General features: G+C 71.9%; 16 protein-coding genes and 1 tRNA gene. 4 read left to right on the top strand and 13 right to left on the bottom strand.

Features of this window, described 5'->3' with window-relative positions; all coding sequences use genetic code 11:
• Nucleotides 1-47: 47 nt before the first annotated feature.
• The 8 genes from ITJ55_RS11015 to mnmA all read right to left on the bottom strand — a co-directional run bounded on the left by ITJ55_RS11015 (nt 48) and on the right by mnmA (nt 10,227).
• A complete protein-coding gene (locus ITJ55_RS11015) occupies nt 48-884 on the bottom strand; it encodes a DUF3097 domain-containing protein (protein WP_194595372.1) in 837 nt (278 codons plus the stop codon).
• Nucleotides 877-1,662, bottom strand: a complete 786-nt coding sequence (locus tag ITJ55_RS11010) for a hypothetical protein (protein WP_194595371.1) — start codon at nt 1,660-1,662, stop codon at nt 877-879. Before ITJ55_RS11010 ends, ITJ55_RS11015 begins: the two co-directional genes overlap by 8 nt.
• A 37-nt stretch (nt 1,663-1,699) precedes the next feature.
• Nucleotides 1,700-3,199 carry an Asp-tRNA(Asn)/Glu-tRNA(Gln) amidotransferase subunit GatB gene (gatB, locus tag ITJ55_RS11005; protein WP_194595370.1) on the bottom strand — a complete coding sequence of 500 codons (1,500 nt, stop codon included), beginning with the start codon at nt 3,197-3,199 and terminating at the stop codon, nt 1,700-1,702.
• Nucleotides 3,199-4,749: an Asp-tRNA(Asn)/Glu-tRNA(Gln) amidotransferase subunit GatA gene (gene gatA / locus ITJ55_RS11000; protein ID WP_194595369.1), complete on the bottom strand. Its 1,551-nt coding sequence runs from the start codon at nt 4,747-4,749 to the stop codon at nt 3,199-3,201. The genes gatB and gatA overlap by 1 nt, the downstream gene beginning before the upstream one ends.
• Nucleotides 4,750-4,751: 2 nt before the next feature.
• Nucleotides 4,752-5,051: an Asp-tRNA(Asn)/Glu-tRNA(Gln) amidotransferase subunit GatC gene (gatC, locus tag ITJ55_RS10995; RefSeq protein WP_043594160.1), complete on the bottom strand. Its 300-nt coding sequence runs from the start codon at nt 5,049-5,051 to the stop codon at nt 4,752-4,754.
• 122 nt (nt 5,052-5,173) lie between these two features.
• A complete protein-coding gene (locus ITJ55_RS10990; RefSeq protein WP_194595368.1) occupies nt 5,174-6,631 on the bottom strand; it encodes an alpha/beta hydrolase in 1,458 nt (485 codons plus the stop codon).
• 105 nt (nt 6,632-6,736) lie between these two features.
• A complete protein-coding gene (gene ligA / locus ITJ55_RS10985; protein ID WP_194595367.1) occupies nt 6,737-9,085 on the bottom strand; it encodes an NAD-dependent DNA ligase LigA in 2,349 nt (782 codons plus the stop codon).
• Between the two features lie 11 nt (nt 9,086-9,096).
• Nucleotides 9,097-10,227, bottom strand: coding sequence for a tRNA 2-thiouridine(34) synthase MnmA (gene mnmA, locus ITJ55_RS10980; RefSeq protein WP_194595366.1), 1,131 nt, complete (start codon nt 10,225-10,227; stop codon nt 9,097-9,099).
• Nucleotides 10,228-10,266: 39 nt separating this feature from the next.
• Here mnmA and ITJ55_RS10975 point away from each other — a divergent pair, with 39 nt between their 5' ends.
• From ITJ55_RS10975 to ITJ55_RS10965, 3 genes are all read left to right on the top strand, one after another.
• A complete protein-coding gene (locus tag ITJ55_RS10975; RefSeq protein ID WP_056263122.1) occupies nt 10,267-11,517 on the top strand; it encodes an MFS transporter in 1,251 nt (416 codons plus the stop codon).
• A gap of 56 nt (nt 11,518-11,573) precedes the next feature.
• A tRNA-Leu gene (locus tag ITJ55_RS10970) sits at nt 11,574-11,655 on the top strand.
• 23 nt (nt 11,656-11,678) lie between these two features.
• Nucleotides 11,679-12,416, top strand: coding sequence for a DedA family protein (locus ITJ55_RS10965; RefSeq protein WP_228498120.1), 738 nt, complete (start codon nt 11,679-11,681; stop codon nt 12,414-12,416).
• A 66-nt stretch (nt 12,417-12,482) separates the two neighbouring features.
• Here ITJ55_RS10965 and ITJ55_RS10960 read toward each other — a convergent pair whose 3' ends face one another.
• From ITJ55_RS10960 to ITJ55_RS10945, 4 genes are all read right to left on the bottom strand, one after another.
• Complete coding sequence (locus tag ITJ55_RS10960) at nt 12,483-13,109, bottom strand: non-canonical purine NTP pyrophosphatase (protein ID WP_194595365.1); 627 nt, start codon at nt 13,107-13,109, stop codon at nt 12,483-12,485.
• Entirely contained in the window at nt 13,106-13,852 is a 747-nt protein-coding gene (gene rph, locus ITJ55_RS10955) for a ribonuclease PH (protein WP_194595364.1), read from the bottom strand. Before rph ends, ITJ55_RS10960 begins: the two co-directional genes overlap by 4 nt.
• A gap of 72 nt (nt 13,853-13,924) precedes the next feature.
• Entirely contained in the window at nt 13,925-14,779 is an 855-nt protein-coding gene (gene murI / locus ITJ55_RS10950) for a glutamate racemase (protein WP_194595363.1), read from the bottom strand.
• A gap of 124 nt (nt 14,780-14,903) precedes the next feature.
• On the bottom strand, nt 14,904-16,499 hold the full coding sequence (locus ITJ55_RS10945) for a hypothetical protein (RefSeq protein ID WP_194595362.1): 1,596 nt from the start codon (nt 16,497-16,499) through the stop codon (nt 14,904-14,906).
• Nucleotides 16,500-16,641: 142 nt separating this feature from the next.
• Here ITJ55_RS10945 and ITJ55_RS10940 point away from each other — a divergent pair, with 142 nt between their 5' ends.
• On the top strand, nt 16,642-17,931 hold the full coding sequence (locus ITJ55_RS10940) for a nicotinate phosphoribosyltransferase (protein WP_194595361.1): 1,290 nt from the start codon (nt 16,642-16,644) through the stop codon (nt 17,929-17,931).
• Between the two features lie 13 nt (nt 17,932-17,944).
• On the opposite strand, the gene ITJ55_RS10935 is transcribed toward ITJ55_RS10940, so the two are convergent.
• Nucleotides 17,945-18,205 (bottom strand): DUF3039 domain-containing protein, encoded by a 261-nt coding sequence (locus ITJ55_RS10935; protein ID WP_056262309.1) that lies wholly within the window; start codon nt 18,203-18,205, stop codon nt 17,945-17,947.
• Nucleotides 18,206-18,229: the final 24 nt, after the last annotated feature.

Genomic DNA, 18,229 nt, shown 5'->3' with positions numbered 1-18,229 from the left:
GGGATCGGGGCCGTTCTCGGGGTCACGAAGCACGGGCCGGCCGTCGGTCAGCCCGACGTGACGAAGTCGATCAGCTCTTCGACCCGCCCGAGCACCGACGGCTCGAGGTCGGCGTAGCTGCGCACCCGCGACAGGATGTGCTGCCAGGCCCGCGCGATGTCGGCCTGGTCGTCGTGCGGCCAGCCCATCGCCTCGCAGACGCCGTGCTTCCACTCGACCGTGCGGGGCACGACCGGCCAGGCGTCGACGCCGAGCCGGGCCGGCTTGACGGCCTGCCAGACGTCGACGAACGGGTGCCCGACCACGAGCACGTGACGGCCGAGCGGGCTGCGGGCGATGCCCTCCGCCACGCGGCTCTCCTTCGAACCCGCGACGAGGTGGTCGACGAGCACGCCGACCCGACGCTCGGGCCCCGGTCGGAACTCGCGCAGCACCTCGGCGAGGTGGTCGACGCCCTCGAGGTACTCGACGACGACGCCCTCGACCCGCAGGTCGGAGCCCCAGACCTTCTCGACCAGCTCGGCGTCGTGTCGACCCTCGACGAAGATGCGGCTCTGTCGAGCGACCCGGGCCTTCGCTCCCTCGACGGCGAACGAGCCGGACGCCGTGCGGGCCCTGCCCTGCGGCGCCGCCCTCGGCACGCGCAACGCGACGGGGGCGCCGTCGATCAGGAACGAGCCGGTCAGCGGGAAGGCCCTCACCCGGCCCTTCCAGTCCTCGAGTTCGACCGTGCCGGCCTCGACCCGCACGATCGCCCCGGTGAACCCGGACCGCACCTCTTCGACCACGAGGTCGCGCACGGCGTCGGTGGGCGTGGCAGCGGGCTTGGACGATCTCTTCCAGTCACCGGCGAGCACGTCGGCGCCGTAGCGGTCGTCATCCACGAGGGCCTCCTGAGCGGGGTCGGGGTTGGTACGGACGCGGCGGTCCCTGGCGCGATCCGTCACCGGACGGCGGGGCCGCGCGGTCGGACGCACGGCGGGGGCCGGTGCCGGAGGGGGAACCCACGGCGGCCGGTCGCTCCGCCCCGGGCGACGGACGAGCACCGGGGGTCGCCCGCCGGCCCGACGTCGCAGCGGCGGTCGACGGCCGACCGGCCGTCGGGGCCGCGGCGTCCGACGTGCGCGCCGGGGCCTTCGCTTCGGTCACCGTCGACGACGTCGGCGTGAACCCGGCCGTGAAGACCCAGACCAGCCCGACGAGGACGAACAACACGTAGGCCGCCGAGATCACCGCGGGCAGCCACCACACGGCGAGCGGCCCCTCTTGCGAGACCGTCGCGAGCACGAACAACGCCGCCACGAACCACAAGGAGGCGCTCGTCGCCACCGCGAGGTACCGCGCGTACCGGCGCCTCATCTCGACACGGTTCGCCGGTCGCTTCCAGAAGGCGGCGTGCGGGACGAGGAGGTGACGGGCGGGCGTCACGGCGAGGAAGAACGCCGCGGCGAGCCAGACGAGCACGATGCCGACGACGAGCAGCAGCCCGAGCAGGATGAGGTCGCTGCGACTCGCGGCGAACGCCGCCCCGCCCGTCTCGCTCAGGTGGACGAGCACCACACGGCGCGGCAGCAGCCGTGACGCGACGGCGAGCCCCACGAGGACGCCCGCGAGGGCGACGGCCACGGGCACGGCGGGGCGGAGGCGCGCGACGAGGTTCATCGTGCGCCGCCCCCTGCCGCGGCCGTGGTCACGTCGATCAGGCCTGCGCCCGCTCGAGCACCAGCTCGCGGACGCGTGCGGCGTCCGCCTGGCCCTTCATGGCCTTCATCACGGCACCGATGACGGCACCGGCTGCCTGGACCTTGCCGTCGCGGATCTTGGCGAGGACGTCGGGCTGGCTCGCCAGGGCCTCGTCGATCGCCGCGATCAACGCGCCGTCGTCCGAGACGACCTTGAGCCCCCGCGCCTCGACGACCTCGGACGGGCTGCCCTCGCCCGCGACGACGCCCTCGAGCACCTGTCGGGCCAGCCGGTCGGTCAGGTCACCGCTCTCGACCAGGGCGATGAGTTCGCTGACGTGCAGTGGAGACACCAGGCTCGAGGCCTCGACGCCCTGGGCGTTGGCCAGGCGGGCGATCTCGCCCGTCCACCACTTGCGCGCCGCCTGGGGCGAGGCGCCGGCGGCGACGGTCTCGACGAGTTCGGTGAGCAGCCCCGAGTTGACGACGTCCTGGAATTCCAGGTCGGCGAAACCCCACTCGGCCTTGAGCCGGCGGCGCTGGGCGACGGGCGTCTCAGGCAGGGCGAGGCGCAGTTCTTCGACGAGCTCGCGAGGCGGCACGACGGGCAGCAGGTCGGGCTCGGGGAAGTACCGGTAGTCGTCGGCGTCGCTCTTGGGGCGACCCGCCGAGGTGCGGCCGGTGTCTTCGTGCCAGTGGCGCGTCTCTTGCGTGATGGTGCCGCCGGCGGCGAGGATCGCGGCCTGACGTTGGATCTCGTGGCGGACCGCGCGCTCGACCGACCGGAACGAGTTGACGTTCTTGGTCTCGGTGCGGGTTCCGAGCTCGACCTGCCCGTGGGGGCGCAGCGAGACGTTCGCGTCGCAGCGCAGGTTGCCACGCTCCATGCGCGCCTCGCTGACGCCCAGGGCGCGAACGATGTCGCGGATGGTCGAGACGTAGGCCGCGCCGAGCTCCGGGCCCTTGGCCCCGGCACCGATGATCGGCTTGGTCACGATCTCGACGAGCGGGATGCCCGCGCGGTTGTAGTCGACGAGTGAGTACTCGGCGCCCTGGATGCGACCGGTCGAACCGCCGACGTGCGTCAGCTTGCCCGCGTCTTCTTCCATGTGGGCGCGCTCGATCGGGATCGCGAAGACCGTCCCGTCGGGCAGCTCGACCTCGACCTCGCCCTCGAACGCGATCGGCTCGTCGAACTGGCTGACCTGGTAGTTCTTGGGGTTGTCGGGGTAGAAGTAGTTCTTGCGCGCGAACCGCGAGCTCTCGGCGATGGAGCAGCCGAGGGCCAGCCCGAGGCTGATCGAGTAGCGCACGGCCTGCTCGTTGACCACCGGCAGCGAGCCGGGCAGCCCCAGGTCGACCGGCGTGACGTTGGTGTTGGGCTCGCCACCGAAGAAGTTCGGGGCGTCCGAGAACATCTTGGTCTTCGTCGCGAGCTCGACGTGGACCTCGAAGCCGAGGACGACCTCGAACTGCTCGAGGGCCGCGTCGTAGTCCATGAGTTCTGCCTTGGCCATCAGATGACTCCCTCGGTGGCGGCGGTCTGCTCGGTGGCGCTCAGGTCGGGCGCGCGCGAGATGAGCGTGTGGCCCCAGCCCTGCTCGAGCAGCTGCTCGAGGGCGGCGCCGTAGGTGTACAGGCGGGCGTCGCCGCGGGCGGGTGCCATGAACTGCAGACCCGTCGGCAACCCGTCTTCGTCGGCCAGGCCCATCGGCACCGTGATGCCGGGGATGCCGGCCAGGTTGGCGGGGATGGTCGTGATGTCGTTGAGGTACATCGCCAGCGGGTCGTCGATCTTCTCGCCGAGCCGGAACGCCGTCGTGGGCGCGGACGGGGAGACGAGCACGTCGACCTGGTCGAACGCGGCCGCGAAGTCGCGCTGCACCAGGGTGCGCACCTTCTGGGCGCTGCCGTAGTACGCGTCGTAGTACCCGGCGCTGAGGGCGTAGGTGCCGAGGATGATGCGACGCTTCACCTCGGGGCCGAAGCCGGCCTCGCGCGTGGCGGCCATGACGTCTTCGACGGTGCCGCCGCCCTCGGGCACGACCCGCAGGCCGAACCGCACCGAGTCGAACTTGGCGAGGTTGCTCGAGGCCTCGGCCGGCAGGATCAGGTAGTAGGCGCTGATCGCGTGCTCGAAGCTCGGGGCCGAGACGTCGACGATCTCGGCACCGGCGGCGCTCATCAGCTCGAGCGCCTCGGCGAAGCGGGCCTTGACGCCGGCCTGGAACCCGTCGCCGTTCAACTCGCGGACGACGCCCACGCGGACGCCCTTCAGGGCACCCCCGGCCAGGCCCGTGCGCGCCGCCTCGGTGAACGACGGCCAGGCGTCGCGCAGCGAGGTGGAGTCGCGGGGGTCGTGGCCGGTGATGACGTCGTGCAGCATGGCGCTGTCGAGCACCGTGCGGCTGACCGGGCCGACCTGGTCGAGCGAGCTCGCGAGGGCGATGGCGCCGTAGCGGCTGACCGAGCCGTACGTCGGCTTGACGCCGACCGTGCCCGTGACGGCACCCGGCTGGCGGATCGAGCCGCCCGTGTCGCTGCCGAGGGCGAGGGGCGCCTCGAAGGCGGCGACGGCGGCCGCGGAGCCACCGCCCGACCCGCCGGGGATGCGGTCGAGCGACCACGGGTTGTGCGTCGGGCCGTAGGCGGAGAACTCGGTCGACGAGCCCATCGCGAACTCGTCCATGTTGGTCTTGCCGAGCGGCACGAGGTCGGCCGCGCGCAGCTTGGCGACGACGGTGGCGTCGTAGGGCGGCACCCAGCCCTCGAGGATCTTGCTGCCGGAGGTCGACGGCATGTCGATGGTGCAGAGCACGTCTTTGATGGCGATCGGGACGCCGGCGAGCGGCCCCAGCGCCTCGCCCGCGGCACGTCGACGGTCGACGTCGGCCGCGGTGTCGAGGGCGGCGGCGCTGACGTGCAGGAAGGCGTGGACGTCACCGTCGACGGCCTCGATGCGGTCGAGGTGGGCGCGCGTGACGTCGACCGACGAGACGTCGCCGGCGGCCAGTCGCGTCGACAGGTCGGCGGCCGACAGGTGGACGAGTGAGGTGGTGTCTGTCATGGCTACTGCTCTTCTCCCAGGATGGCGCTCACCCGGAAGCGCGAACCGTCGTGGTCGGGGGCGCCGGACAGCGCTTGTTCGGCCGTGAGCGTCTCGCCCACGACGTCGGGCCGGAACACGTTCTCGAGCGGGATCGGGTGGCTGGTCGCCGGGACGTCGTCGGTGGCGACCTCGCGGACCTTCGCGACGCTGTCGACGATGTGGCCGAGCTCGGCCGTCATCGTGTCGATCTCGGCCTCGGTGAGGGCGATGCGGGCGAGACCGGCGAGGTGCTGCACCTGCTCGCGCGTGATTTCGGACATGCTTCTCTCTCACGTGCTCGTGCGGGCGTGCCGCGGCGGGGGTACCGGACGATTCTACGGGGCGGCACCGACGGCCGAGGCCAGCACGACCCGGTGCCGCGACGCCGTCGCGCCGGCGAGCGTCAGTCCCTGAAGTAGAGGTCCTGCGGGCGGATCAACGCGAGGCTCGGCGCCTCGGGGCCGCCCCGGCCGGGGTCGCCCGCACGGCCGTCGACGAGGTCGCCGTGCCCCAACCCGATCAGCGCGAGACTGCGCATCGACTCCGTTCCGGCCCGGAAGTAGTCGTTGTGGCCGAGGGCCGCGGCGAGCGCGCGCCCCGTCACGGTGTCGGCCCCACCGCCGAGGTGCAGCACGACCGCGCCGAACGCGGCGGTCGCCGGGTCGGCCCCGAAGAAGCCGCTGCCGGCCACCGGGTCGAAGCTGCCTGCTGCCGCGTACACGTCGTCGTCGTGCACCGCGAGGCCGCCCGCGTCGGGCACGACGCTGCCGGGCGACCCCAGCAGCACGAGCGAGTCGACCGAGACCCGCCCCGACGACAGGGCGATCGTCGCCGTCGTCGAGCCGTACGAGTGGGCCATGACCGAGACGCGCGGTTCGTGCCCCGCGCGCGTCGCGTCGAGGCCGGAGAGGGCGTCCTCGAGGTGCGCGGCACCCCGTTGGGCGAGGCGGAGGTCGTAGAAGTTCGTCAGGTCGGGCGTCTGGTAGCCCATCCAGGCCACGACCGCCACGGTCGGCACCGGGCCGGGTCCGTCGTGCCCGAGCAGCGTCGCCCAGGTGGCCTGCTCGTCGTGCAGGGCCCCCGCGGTGTTGGTCCAGTCGACCAGCTGGTCCGACACGGTGAAGAGCATGCCCGGCACGAGGACGCTCACGTCGTCCGCGGTGTCGAGGTCGCCGACGGTGACGGCCGCCCGTCCGGGCAGTGCCGTGTCGAGGGCGACCAGGTGCCGGTCGGCCGCCCCGGCGAAGGGCACGTCGTGCGTGGCGCCGTCGAGCGTCGCCCGCACCTGCTGCAGCATCGCGAGGCGTCGGGCGTCGTCCGGCTCCTCGACGTCCGAACCGAGACGGGCCGTGACGGCCGTGGTCGCGTACCGCAAGGCCTGTCGGTTGGCGCTGTCGCGCACCGAGTAGGGCACCCCCTCGAGGTTGCCGACGACGCCGGGGGCCGCCTGCGCGAGCAGGGTGCGTCGCTCGTCGCCGAGGCCCGCCCACCAGGTCGTCGTGGACCCCGCCGAGACCTGCTCGCCGACCGCCGCCACGAGCGAGGCCGCGTCGTCCCCGTCGGCGTCGAGGGACGACGCGTACCGCTCGACCCCGACCGAGGAGGCGCGGGCCAGCTGGTCGAGGCAGGCCTCAGCCGAGAACGTGGTCGCGTCGACCTCCCGGCAGCCGTCGAGCTCGGGCTCGGCCGGCGCGTCCCGCACCGGTGACGGCTCGGGCACGCCCCGCACCGACGCCTCGACGACGAGCGCCGAGGCCGGACGGGCGTCGGTCGTGACCGGTGCCGAGGGCACGGTCGGAGCATCGGCCACCCCGGCGAGGTGCACCGAGGCAGAGAGCATGGCTGCGGCGAGCAACAGCACGTCGGGTCTTCCCCCTCGTCACGTGCCTGTACCCCGGCTCCCTACAGCCTGAGAACGACACGTCCTCACATCTTAGGAAGGAGAAGTGCCCTCTGACCAGGGAAATCACGAATCCGACGGGTCGTCGTCCCCCATCTGGGGGTCAGCCAGAGCGGCCGGGCCCTCCTTAAGGAGGACAGCGAACTGCTCGGCGTCGATGATCCGTACCCCGAGTTGTTCGGCTTTTGTCAGCTTCGACCCCGCGCCCGGTCCGGCCGCGACGAAGTCGGTCTTCTTGCTGACGCTGCTCGCGGCCTTGCCACCGGCCTCGACGATGGCTTCGAGCGCCCCTTCTCGCGTGAACCCCTCGAGGCTGCCAGTCGCGACCACGGTCACGCCGGACAACACGCCACCGGCTGCTTCGGCCGCACCCGGGCCGGGGTGGCCGGGCGTCGCGAACTGCACCCCCGCGGCCGCCCAGCGCTCGATGATCTCGACGTGCCAGTCGACCTCGAACCAGGCGAGCAACGCGTCGGCGATGATGCCGCCGACGCCGTCCACCGCCGCGAGGTCGTCACGAGACGCCGTGCGCATGGCGTCGAGCGAGCCGAAGTGGTTCGCCAGCGCCCTGGCCGCGACCGGCCCCACGTGCCGGATGCTCAGCCCGACGAGGATGCGCCACAGCGGGCTGGTCTTCGCCTTCTCGAGGTTCGCCAGCATCTCGATCGCCGTCTTGGACGGCACCGAGGTCTCGTCGCCCGAGAACTCGGCCGACGACGGGTCGAACTCGCCGTCGCGCTTCGCGCGCTTGCGACGGAAGGGCGTCACGAGCTTGGGCCGACCGTCGGCCTCGAGCTTCTGCATGCCCGTCTCGGCGTCGCGCACGACGACGCGCACGGGGAAGACGTCGGCCATCGTCAGGCTGAAGAGGCCGGCCTCGGTGCGCAGCGGCGGTGTGGCCGGCTCGACGGGCTGGGTCAGGGCCGCCGCGGCGACCTCGCCGAGCCCCTCGACGTCGAGCGAGCCGCGCGAGGCGATGTGCTCGACGCGGCCACGCACCTGGGCGGGGCAGCTCTCGGCGTTCGGGCAGCGCAGGTCGATGTCGCCCTCTTTGGCGGGCTTCAGGGGCGTGCCGCACTCGGGGCAGTCGGACGGCATGACGAACTCGCGCTCGGTGCCGTCGCGCAGCTCGATGACCGGGCCCAGCACCTCGGGGATGACGTCTCCGGCCTTCCGCAGCACGACGGTGTCGCCGATGAGCACGCCCTTGGCCTTGACCACCTGCTGGTTGTGCAGGGTCGCCTGACGCACCTCGCTGCCGGCGACCTCGACCTTCTCCATCACGGCGAACGGCGTGGCACGGCCGGTGCGGCCGACGCTGACGACGATGTCGAGCAGCGTCGTGTTCACCTCTTCGGGCGGGTACTTGAACGCCGTCGCCCACCGCGGGGCCCGGCTCGTGGCGCCGAGTTCTTCGTGCAGGGCCAGGTCGTCGACCTTGACCACGATGCCGTCGATCTGGTGCTCGACGGACGAGCGTCGCACGCCGTAGTCGTGGATGAACGCCTCGACCTCGGCCACCGTGTCGAAGACCCGGTGGTGCGTCGAGATCGGCAGGCCCCAGCCGCGCAGCAGGTCGTAGACCTCGGACTGCGAGCGCACCTCGGTGGCACGCTCGAGCTCGCGCACGGGCCAGGCGCCGATGCCGTGAACGAGCATGCGCAGGCGTCGGAGGCGCGCGTGCATCAGGTCACGCTTGGCCGGCGTCTTGCCCTCTTCTTTCTGACGGAGCGAGCCGGCCGCGGCGTTGCGGGGGTTCGCGAAGACTCGTTCGCCGGCCTCGCGCTGCTGCGCGTTGAGCTCGTCGAACTCGCTCACCGGGAAGAAGATCTCGCCTCGCACCTCGACCAGCGGCGGGTGGCCCGTGCCCTCGAGCCGCTCGGGGATCGTGCCCATGGCGAGCACGTTGCCGGTCACGTCTTCGCCGACGACGCCGTCGCCCCGGGTGGCGGCCGTGACGAGGACGCCGTCTTCGTAGCGGAGGTTGATCGCCAGGCCGTCGATCTTGAGCTCGGTGAGGAACCGGACGCGTTCGGCACCCGCGTCGCGCTGCACCTTGCCGGCCCATTCGGCGAGCTCGTCGTCGCTGAACACGTTGTCGAGGCTCAGCATGCGCTCGGCGTGTTCGACCGGCGCGAACTGGGTCGTCTCGGCCCGCCCGCCGACGGTCTGCGTGGGGCTGTCGGGCTTCTGCAGCTCGGGGTGGGTGCGCTCGAGGGCGTCGAGGCGCCGGACGAGCGCGTCGTAGTCGGAGTCGGCGACGGTCGAGCCGTTGCCCTCGTAGTACTGGTCGCGCAGCTCGAGGATGCGGGTGGTCAACCGTTCGGCCTCGTCACGGGCCTCGGTCAGGTCGGCGGGCACGCCGTCGACCTCGACCGCCGCCTCGGGTGCGCCCTCGGTGCCGGTGTCGCTCATCGTCGGTCGACTCAGACGGACGCGGCGGCAGGAACCGGCACGGCCGAGACCGTGCGGTCGATGGTGCACTGGCCGAGCACTCGGGTGCCGACGTAGACGACGGCGGTCTGCCCGGGGGCGACGCCGTTGAGGGGTTCGCGAGGAGTGATCACGAGTTCTTTCTTACCCTCGACCACCGACACCCGCGCGACGGCGGGCACCGGGTCGGCGTGGGCGCGGATCTGCACGTCGCAGTCGAACGCCGTGGTCGGGTCGGCGGGGGCCCGCCCCGCCCAGGTGTACGAACCGCCGGCGATCTCGGCGATGTCGAGCGCCTCCTTCGGCCCGACGACGACGGTGTTGTCGACCGGCCGCACCTCGAGCACGAAGCGGGGCTTGCCGTCGTCCGACGGGAACCCGATGTTCAACCCCTTGCGCTGGCCGACGGTGAACGCGTGGGCGCCCTCGTGCGACCCGACGACGGTGCCGCTGCGGTCGAGGATCTCGCCCGTCTCGGCGCCGACGCGCTCGGCCAGCCAGCCCCGGGTGTCGCCGTCCGGGATGAAGCAGATGTCGTGGCTGTCGGGCTTCGACGCCACGCTGAAACCGCGCTCGGCCGCTTCGGCCCTCACCTCGGCCTTGGACGGCGTCGCCCCGAGGGGGAACATCGAGTGGGCGAGCTGCTCGGCCGTGAGCACGCCCAGCACGTACGACTGGTCCTTCGCCCACGCGGAGGCGCGGTGCAGCTCGCGTTCGCCCCGGTCGTCGGTGACGATGGTCGCGTAGTGACCGGTGCAGACCGCGTCGAAGCCGAGGGCGAGGGCCTTCTCGAGCAGGGCGGCGAACTTGATGCGCTCGTTGCAGCGCATGCACGGGTTCGGCGTGCGACCCGCGCTGTACTCGGCCACGAAGTCGTCGACGACGTCGAGCTTGAAGCGCTCGGAGAAGTCCCACACGTAGTACGGGATGCCGATCTTGTTCGCGGCGCGCTGGGCGTCCATCGAGTCCTCGATCGTGCAGCAGCCGCGGCTGCCGGTGCGGAGCGTGCCGGGCATCCGACTGAGTGCCAGGTGCACCCCCACCACGTCGTGGCCGGCCTCGACCGCCCTCGCTGCGGCGACCGCCGAGTCGACGCCACCACTCATCGCTGCCAAGACCTTCATCCGACAAGTGTACGCAGCGGGCCTAGGGTGGCGAGCGACATGTCTTCCTCCTCCCCCGCCTTCAGCATGCGGTCGGTGGCCCTCGCGGCGTTCCTGCCCGCCGCGCTCTTCGCCATCGGCGAGGGCGCGATCATCCCGATCATCCCCGTCGTGGCGAGCGAACTCGGGGCGTCGTTGCCGTTCGCCGGCTTCGTCGCCGCGCTCATCCTGGTCGGCGAGCTGATCGGCGACATCCCGAGCGGGTGGCTCGTCAGCCGCATCGGCGAGCGCACCTCGATGATCGGCGCCTCGCTGGTCAGCATCGGCGGCCTCGTCACCTGCCTGCTGGCGCCGAACGAGATCGTCCTCGCGGTCGGCGTCCTCGTGATCGGCCTCGCGACGGCCGTGTTCGCCCTGGCGCGGCACGCCTTCATGACGAGCTTCGTCCCGATCGAGATCCGCGCCCGCGCCCTGTCGAGCCTCGGCGGCGTGTTCCGGCTCGGCTACTTCGTCGGCCCGTTCCTGTCGGCCGGGGTCATCGAGCTCACCGGCTCGGTCCAGTCGGCCTTCGTCGTCCACATCGTCGGCTGCCTCGGCGCCGCGATCGCCCTGCTCGTGCTGCGCGACCCGTCGGCCGCGTTCGGCGTCCGGCCGGGTCGTGGCGGCGACGACGGCGCCGAGCTCGTCGCGAAGGAGGCGCAGGGCCTGTTCGGCACCCTCTGGCGTCATCGCGGCGTGCTGGTCAAGCTCGGCAGCGGCGCGGCACTCATCGGAGCCATGCGGTCCGGTCGCCAGGTGATGCTGCCGCTGTGGGCCGTCAGCATCGGCCTCGGCGCCTCCGAGACCGCGATCATCATCGGCATCGCGGGGGCGGTCGACTTCGCGCTCTTCTACACGAGCGGCCAGATCATGGACCGCTTCGGACGCCTCTGGAGCGCCGTGCCCTGCATGGTCGGGCTGGGCCTGTCGTACCTCGCCCTGTCGGTCACGCACGACCTCGACGCGAACGTCGGCTGGTTCGTCACGGTGGCGATCTTGATGTCGCTCGCCAACGGCGTCGGCAGCGGCATCCTCATGACGCTCGGCGCCGACCTGGCGGACAAGGGCGACCCCGCCCCCTTCCTCGGCGCCTGGCGCTTCACGGGCGACGCGGGCAGCGCGGCGGCGCCCCTGCTCATCTCGGGCGTGACCGCGCTCGTGTCCATCTCGATCGCCAGCGGGGTGATGGGCGTCCTCGGCCTCGTCGGCGCCGCGATCCTCGTGCGCTACGTGCCCCGGTACTCACCGCACGTCCCCCGCTCGAAGCGCTAGCGCCTCCTCGTCCCGCGTTCCGGCCGGAGGCCGCCGTCGGTACACTCGGTGCTGCCGCGGGAGTGGTGGAATTGGCAGACACGCAGGATTTAGGTTCCTGTGCTTTCGAGCGTGAGGGTTCAAGTCCCTTCTCCCGCACGAGTAGCCTGATCGAGCCCGGCATGCCGGCCACCTCGACCGGAGAACACCCGATGCTGCCCCTCGTCTCCATCCCCTGGCTGAACCCCGAGTACCTGCTCACGTCGTTCGGCCCGTGGGCCGTGCTCGGCGTCTGCCTGCTCGTCTTCGCCGAGACCGGGCTGCTCATCGGGTTCCTGTTCCCGGGTGACACGCTGCTGATCATCACGGGCATCCTGGCCGCCACGAACCCGGGCGCACTGGGCATGCCGATCTGGCTCATCGCGATCTTCATCAGCATCGCCGCGTTCGCGGGCGGCGAGCTCGGCTACCTCATCGGCCACAAGGTCGGGCCCCGCATCTTCGAGCGGAAGGAGAGCGGGCTGTTCAGCGTCGCCAACGTCAACCGCACGAACGCCTTCTTCGAGCGCTTCGGCCCGATGGCCGTCATCATCGCCCGGTTCGTCCCGGTGGTCCGCACCTTCGCGCCGATCATGGCCGGCGTCGGGCACATGAGCTACCGGCGCTACTCGCTCTTCAACGCGATCGGCGCCGTCGTCTGGGGCATGGGCATCACGCTGGCGGGCTTCGGCATCGGGCACATCCCGCCCGTGGCCGACTTCGTCAGCTCGTACATCGACCTGATCCTGCTCGGCGCCGTCCTGGCCACGGTGATCCCGATCGCGATCCACTACCTCCACGGCGTGCACCAGGCCAAGAAGGCCGAGGAGTCCGGCGAGGTCGAGGCACCTCGGGTGTCGTCCGCTCCGCACGACGCCTGAGCGTCGTCGCGCCCCCGGACGACGCCGGCCCCGCTCGGCGGCGGACCCGAGGAGGCGCGGCTCGGCTCAGTCGGCGAGCGCCGCGACCCGGGGCGCCATCGCCCGGAACGCCCGTGAGCGGTGGCTGACCGCGTTCTTCTCGTCCGCGGTGAGCTCGGCCGCACTGCGGCTCTCGCCCTCGGGCCGGAACACGGGGTCGTACCCGTGCCCGTTCGTGCCGACCCGCGCCTCCAGCACCTCGCCGTGCCATTCGCCGTACTCGACGTGTTCGTCCCACGCGCTCGCCTCCGGCGGTCCGTCGGGGCCCTCGGCGCCGACGGCCGGCGGCACGACGAGGGCGGCGGCGCACGAGAACCATGCCGAGCGGTCGTCGGCACCGTCGAGTTCGGCGAGCAGCTTGTCGATGTTGTCGTCCGCGTCGCGCGTGCCGGCGTAGCGCGCCGAGTGGATGCCCGGGGCACCGCCGAGGGCCGCCGCCGAGATGCCGCTGTCGTCGGCGAGCGCGGGCAGGCCGGTGTGACGCGCCGCCGCGCGGGCCTTGATGAGGGCGTTGGCGGCGAAGGTGTCGCCGTCCTCGACCGGCTCCGGGCCGTCGTAGGCGACGAGTTCGACGCCCGGCGCCGTCTCAGCGAGCAGCAGCCGCAGCTCGGCGACCTTGCCCTGGTTGTGCGTGGCGATGACGACCCGGGTCATCGACCGAGCGCCTCGCGCTGGAAGCGGCTCAGGTCGACCGCACCGGCCACGGCGAGGTCGAGCAGCGAGTCGAGCTCGCGACGGTCGAACGGCGCCCCCTCGGCGGTGCCCTGCACCTCGACGAACGAGCCGCTGCCGGTGACGACGACGTTCATGTCGGTCTCGGCGCGGACGTCCTCGACGTAGGCGAGGTCGAGCATCGCCTCGCCGTCGATGATGCCGACCGACACGGCCGAGACGCTGTCGGTCAGGGGCGTCGCCTTCTGACCGACGAACTTCTTCTCGCGGCCCCACTCGATCGCCTGGGCCAGGGCGACGTAGGCGCCCGTGATCGCGGCGGTGCGGGTGCCGCCGTCGGCCTGCAGCACGTCGCAGTCGAGCACGATCGTGTTCTCGCCGAGGGCCTTGGTGTCGACGACCGCCCGCAGGCTGCGGCCGATCAGGCGCGAGATCTCGTGCGTGCGCCCGCCGATCTTGCCCTTGACGCTCTCGCGGTCGTTGCGCGAGTTGGTCGCGCGGGGAAGCATCGCGTACTCGGCGGTGACCCAGCCCTTGCCCTTGCCGGTCAGCCACCGGGGCACGCCGTTCGTGAACGACGCGGTGCAGAGCACCTTCGTCCCGCCGAAGGTGATGAGGGCGCTGCCCTCGGCGTGGGCGCTCCAGCCGGTCTCGATCGTGACGGGGCGCAGGTCGGTGGTGGACCGGCCGTCGGCGCGGACGGTCGTGCTCGTGGTGTCGGTCATGGTGCCTTCTCTCGGCGGTGGGGGACGGTGGGCGGACGGGACGTCGACCCCGAGGGGCCGAGGAGGCGCGGGTCAGGTCCGTTCGGCGGGGCGGAGGCCTGCGGGCAGCTCGATGGCGCCCGTCTCGAGGTGGCCGACGCGCGAGACCTCGGGCCCCAGGAACCGGCGGGCCAGGCGCAGGAACGACTTCTCGTCGGGGCCGGTGGCCTCGAACTCGTGGTGCGGGGCGCCCCGGTCGGCGCGTTCGAGCCCGTGCTGGACGAGGGTGCGGTAGACGTCGGCGGCGGTCTCTTCGGCACTCGACACGAGCCGCACGTCGGGGCCCACGACGTACTGCACGGCGGCCGACATGAGCGGGTAGTGCGTGCACCCGAGGACGAGCGTGTCGATGCCCGCGTCGCGGAGCGGTGCGAGGTACCCCTCGGCGACCGCGCGCAGCTCGGGGCTCGACGTGTCGCCCGCCTCGACGAACTCGACGAACCGCGGGCAGGCCTGCGTGAACAGCTCGAGACCCGCCGCCGCCGCGAAGGCGTCCTCGTAGGCGCGCGAGTTGATCGTGCCCTCGGTGCCGATCACGCCGATGCGGCCGTTGCGCGTCTGTTGCACCGCGGCGCGCACGGCGGGCTGGATGACCTCGACGACGGGGATGCCCGCGCCGATCGTGTACCGCTCGCGGGCGTCGCGCAGCACCGCCGACGAGGCCGTGTTGCAGGCGATGACCAGCAGCTTGACGCCCTGCGCCACGAGGTCGTCCATGACGGCGAGGGCGTACTCGCGCACGAGGGCGATGGGCTTCGGCCCGTACGGCGAGTGGGCGGTGTCGCCCACGTATCGGATGGACTCGTGCGGCAGCTGGTCGATGATCGCCCGCGACACGGTGAGACCGCCGACGCCGCTGTCGAAGACTCCGATGGGTGCGTCCGTCACGACCACCGAGCCTAGCCCGGCCGCGGTCACCCGCCCCCACGCGCGCCGAAGATGCCCGCCCAGAACTCCGCCCGGCGGGCGATGACGACCCCGAGGGTCACCGCCGCCCGCCGAGAGGCTCAGCTCAGCCTCGCCAGGCCTGCACCGTGAAGGGGGCCCGGTCGAACCAGCGTTCCCCGTGCGGCTGAGCGATGGCCCACATGTCGTAGACACGCGTGCCCTCGAGCCACAGATCGATCGTCACGAGGCCCTCGGCGTTCGCGGTCGCCGAAGGTCCGTCACCGTATTGGTCATCCGTGAAGACGACCGTGCGCCCCGGTGCGGTCTGGAACGTCACGGCCGTGTAGCCGGGTTTCGATCCGGCCGCCGTACCGACGAAGCGGACGTCCGGGTTCTCGACGACCGGCGTGGGGTCGGTCCACGCCTCGGTCTGCACCTCGACCCGCTCGTAGGGCAGGTCACCGTCCTGGCGGGCGGTCACCCAGAAGGTGTAGGTCTGACCACGCTCGAGCGGCTCCTCGAAAGTCACACGACCCTCGGCGTCGGCCTTCTTCGCGGTGCTCCACCCGTATTTGTTCGAGAACTCGATCTCGCGCAACGGCGTGGTCTGGAACTCGAGATTCGTGAAGCCCCTCGCGTGCCCCGCCGACGTGCCCACGAACCGGAGGGGCGAGACCGAGAAACCGGGGTCGGTGACGCCGGGGTTCGGGTCGGCCACGACCGGCTCGGGCTTCGGCTCGGGGAACGGCGCGAACCCCTCGTCGACCGCACCCTCAGCAGGGTCGGCCACGACCGGCTCGGGCGTCGGCTCGGGGAACGGAGCGAACCCCGCGTCGACCGCACCCTCAGCAGGGTCGGCCACGACCGGCTCGGGCGTCGGCTCGGGGAACGGAGCGAACCCCTCGTCGACCGCACCCTCGGCAGGGTCGGCCACGACCGGCTCGGGCGTCGGCTCGGGGAACGGAGCGAACCCCTCGTCGACCGCACCCTCGGACGGATCGGCCACGACCGGGTCGGGGCCCGGGACGGGATCGGTGTCCACCCGGACGATCGTCGATGCGACCCCGTACGAGTCGGCACCGGGGACGGCGACCTCGACGATGAGCCCCGCGCCGGGGTGCTCGTCGGCGAACGAGAGCGTGAACGCACCGTTCTCGTCGGTCGTCGTCACGTGCTCCTCGCGTCCTCTCGTCACCGTGATGGTCGACGACGGCTCGGATGTGCCCGACACCGTGGTGACGCCGCCTTCGTGGACGGCGGTCGCCCGGGGAGCTTTGACACTGGCGAACACCCACACGGGTGCCGACTTCTCGGCGCCCGAGTCGGTCGTGACCGTCGCCGTGAGGCGGCTGAATCCGAGTTCGAGACCCTGGAGGGTGCACTGGAACCGGAAGTCGCTGACCTTGTCGGAGGTCCGACACAGGGTGTCGCCGTCCAGGTCGTCGCGGATGACGAGCTCGCCCACGTCGGAGCTGAAGATCGTCGCGGTCGGAGTGGTCCCCGTGCGTCCGTTGATGATCTGAGGAGTGCCCGTGCCCGCCGAAATCCCGTCGAGCGAGCCCCACAGCGGCTGCTCGTAGAACGCCGCCTGCGCCGAAGGAACGATCCCGGCTCCGGTGACGCCGACCATCGCGACTCCGAACGCGGCACCGGCTGAGACGAGCACGCGCGAGCGGCGACGGCGTGAGGCCTGGGGCACGTCTGTCGATTGGGTCTTCATGTACTGCCTTTCTCGAAGGGGAAGTGACTCGCATGTGAGTCAGCTTGAAATACTGTATGCCATTTACGAAATGAGTCATCCTTAGTGATTGAGGCGTCACGCGATGACCAGGACGCCTGCTCGGCTCCCCTAGGCTGACCGCGTGACGAGTGCGCTGTTGACTGACCGCTACGAATTGACGATGGTCGAGGCCGCCCTCCGGGCGGGCACGGCCCACCGCGACAGCGTGTTCGAGGTGTTCGCCCGTCGCCTGCCCGAGGGACGGCGCTACGGCATCGTCGCGGGCACCGGTCGGTTCCTCGAGCTGCTCGCCGACTTCCGGTTCGGTGACGACGAGGTGCGGTGGCTCCGCGAGGCGGGGGTCGTCGACGCGGCGACGGCCGACTGGCTGGCCGACTACCGGTTCTCGGGCGACGTCTGGGGCTACGCCGAGGGCGAGGTCTACCTGCCGGGGTCGCCGCTGCTCGTGATCGAGTCGACCTTCGCCGAGGCCGTGCTGCTCGAGACCCTGGCCCTCAGCGTCTTCAACTACGACTCGGCCGTGGCCAGCGCCGCAGCCCGCATGGTGTCCGCCGCCGACGGTCGCCCCCTCGCCGAGATGGGCTCGCGCCGGACGGGTGAGCGGAGCGCCGTCGCGGCCGCCCGCGCCGCCTACATCGCCGGCTTCGGCGCGACGAGCAACCTCGAGGCCGGTCGCTCGTGGGGCGTGCCCACCATGGGCACCGCCGCGCACGCCTTCACGCTGCTGCACGACAGCGAAGAGGCCGCCTTCCGCGCCCAGGTCGACACCCTCGGCCCGGGCACGACGCTGCTCGTCGACACCTACGACATCCCCGAGGCCGTGGCCACCGCCGTGCGGGTCGCCGGCCCGGGCCTCGGCGCGGTGCGCATCGACAGCGGCGACCTGCCCTCGCTCGTGGCCCAGGTCCGCGCCCAGCTCGACGACCTGGGTGCGACCGGCGCGAAGATCACGGTCACGAACGACCTCGACGAGTACACGATCGCCGCCCTGCGGGCCGCGCCGGTCGACTCCTTCGGCGTCGGGACGTCCGTCGTCTCGGGGTCGGGCCACCCGGCCGCCGGCATGGTCTTCAAGCTCGTGGCGCGACGCGGTGACGACGGCGCCTGGGTCTCGGTGGCCAAGAAGTCCGCCGACAAGGCGACCGTCGGCGGCCGGAAGTCACCGGTCCGGGTGCTCGTCGACGGCGTCGCGACCACCGAGCTCATCCGCGTCGGCTCGGACGAGCACGCGGCCGGGGAGCGCCCCCTGCACGTCCCCCTGGTGACGGCGGGCGAGATCGACCCCCGGCACACGGGGGCCGAGGGCGTGGCCCGCGCGCGCCTCCATCGGGCCGCCGCCGTGGCCGAACTGCCCGACCAGGCTCTGCGGCTGGGTCGCGGCGAGCCGGTCGTGCCGACCGTCTACGCCTGACGTCGGGCGCGGATCACTCGGAGGTCATCTTCTCGTAGATCTCTTTGCAGGTCGGGCACACCGGGAACTTCTCGGGGTCGCGACCGGGCGTCCACTTCTTGCCACAGAGCGCCTTGACCGGCTTGCCGCTCAGGGCGGACTCCATGATCTTGTCCTTCTTGACGTAGTGCGAGAACCGCTCGTGGTCGCCGGGGTCGATCGCCTCGTCGTTCAGGAGCTTCTCGAGCTCACGGTCCAGGACGTCGAGGCCGCCGCCCGTCTGCGTGTCAGTCATGCCGACATCGTACGTCGACCCGGG

Source organism: Frigoribacterium sp. VKM Ac-1396 (assembly GCF_015350895.1).
Lineage (GTDB): Bacteria > Actinomycetota > Actinomycetes > Actinomycetales > Microbacteriaceae > Frigoribacterium.
This window is presented reverse-complemented; position numbering and strand designations above follow the sequence as displayed.

What these genes read in the sequence shown, in the direction of transcription:
- ITJ55_RS11010 (WP_194595371.1), bottom strand. Translation starts at nt 1,662, where the DNA reads ATGAACCTCGTCGCGCGCCTCCGCCCCGCCGTGCCCGTGGCCGTCGCC.
- gatB (WP_194595370.1), bottom strand. Translation starts at nt 3,199, where the DNA reads ATGGCCAAGGCAGAACTCATGGACTACGACGCGGCCCTCGAGCAGTTC.
- gatA (WP_194595369.1), bottom strand. Translation starts at nt 4,749, where the DNA reads ATGACAGACACCACCTCACTCGTCCACCTGTCGGCCGCCGACCTGTCG.
- gatC (WP_043594160.1), bottom strand. Translation starts at nt 5,051, where the DNA reads ATGTCCGAAATCACGCGCGAGCAGGTGCAGCACCTCGCCGGTCTCGCC.
- ligA (WP_194595367.1), bottom strand. Translation starts at nt 9,085, where the DNA reads ATGAGCGACACCGGCACCGAGGGCGCACCCGAGGCGGCGGTCGAGGTC.
- mnmA (WP_194595366.1), bottom strand. Translation starts at nt 10,227, where the DNA reads ATGAAGGTCTTGGCAGCGATGAGTGGTGGCGTCGACTCGGCGGTCGCC.
- ITJ55_RS10975 (WP_056263122.1), top strand. Translation starts at nt 10,267, where the DNA reads ATGTCTTCCTCCTCCCCCGCCTTCAGCATGCGGTCGGTGGCCCTCGCG.
- ITJ55_RS10965 (WP_228498120.1), top strand. Translation starts at nt 11,679, where the DNA reads ATGCCGGCCACCTCGACCGGAGAACACCCGATGCTGCCCCTCGTCTCC.
- ITJ55_RS10960 (WP_194595365.1), bottom strand. Translation starts at nt 13,109, where the DNA reads ATGACCCGGGTCGTCATCGCCACGCACAACCAGGGCAAGGTCGCCGAG.
- rph (WP_194595364.1), bottom strand. Translation starts at nt 13,852, where the DNA reads ATGACCGACACCACGAGCACGACCGTCCGCGCCGACGGCCGGTCCACC.
- ITJ55_RS10945 (WP_194595362.1), bottom strand. Translation starts at nt 16,499, where the DNA reads ATGAAGACCCAATCGACAGACGTGCCCCAGGCCTCACGCCGTCGCCGC.
- ITJ55_RS10935 (WP_056262309.1), bottom strand. Translation starts at nt 18,205, where the DNA reads ATGACTGACACGCAGACGGGCGGCGGCCTCGACGTCCTGGACCGTGAG.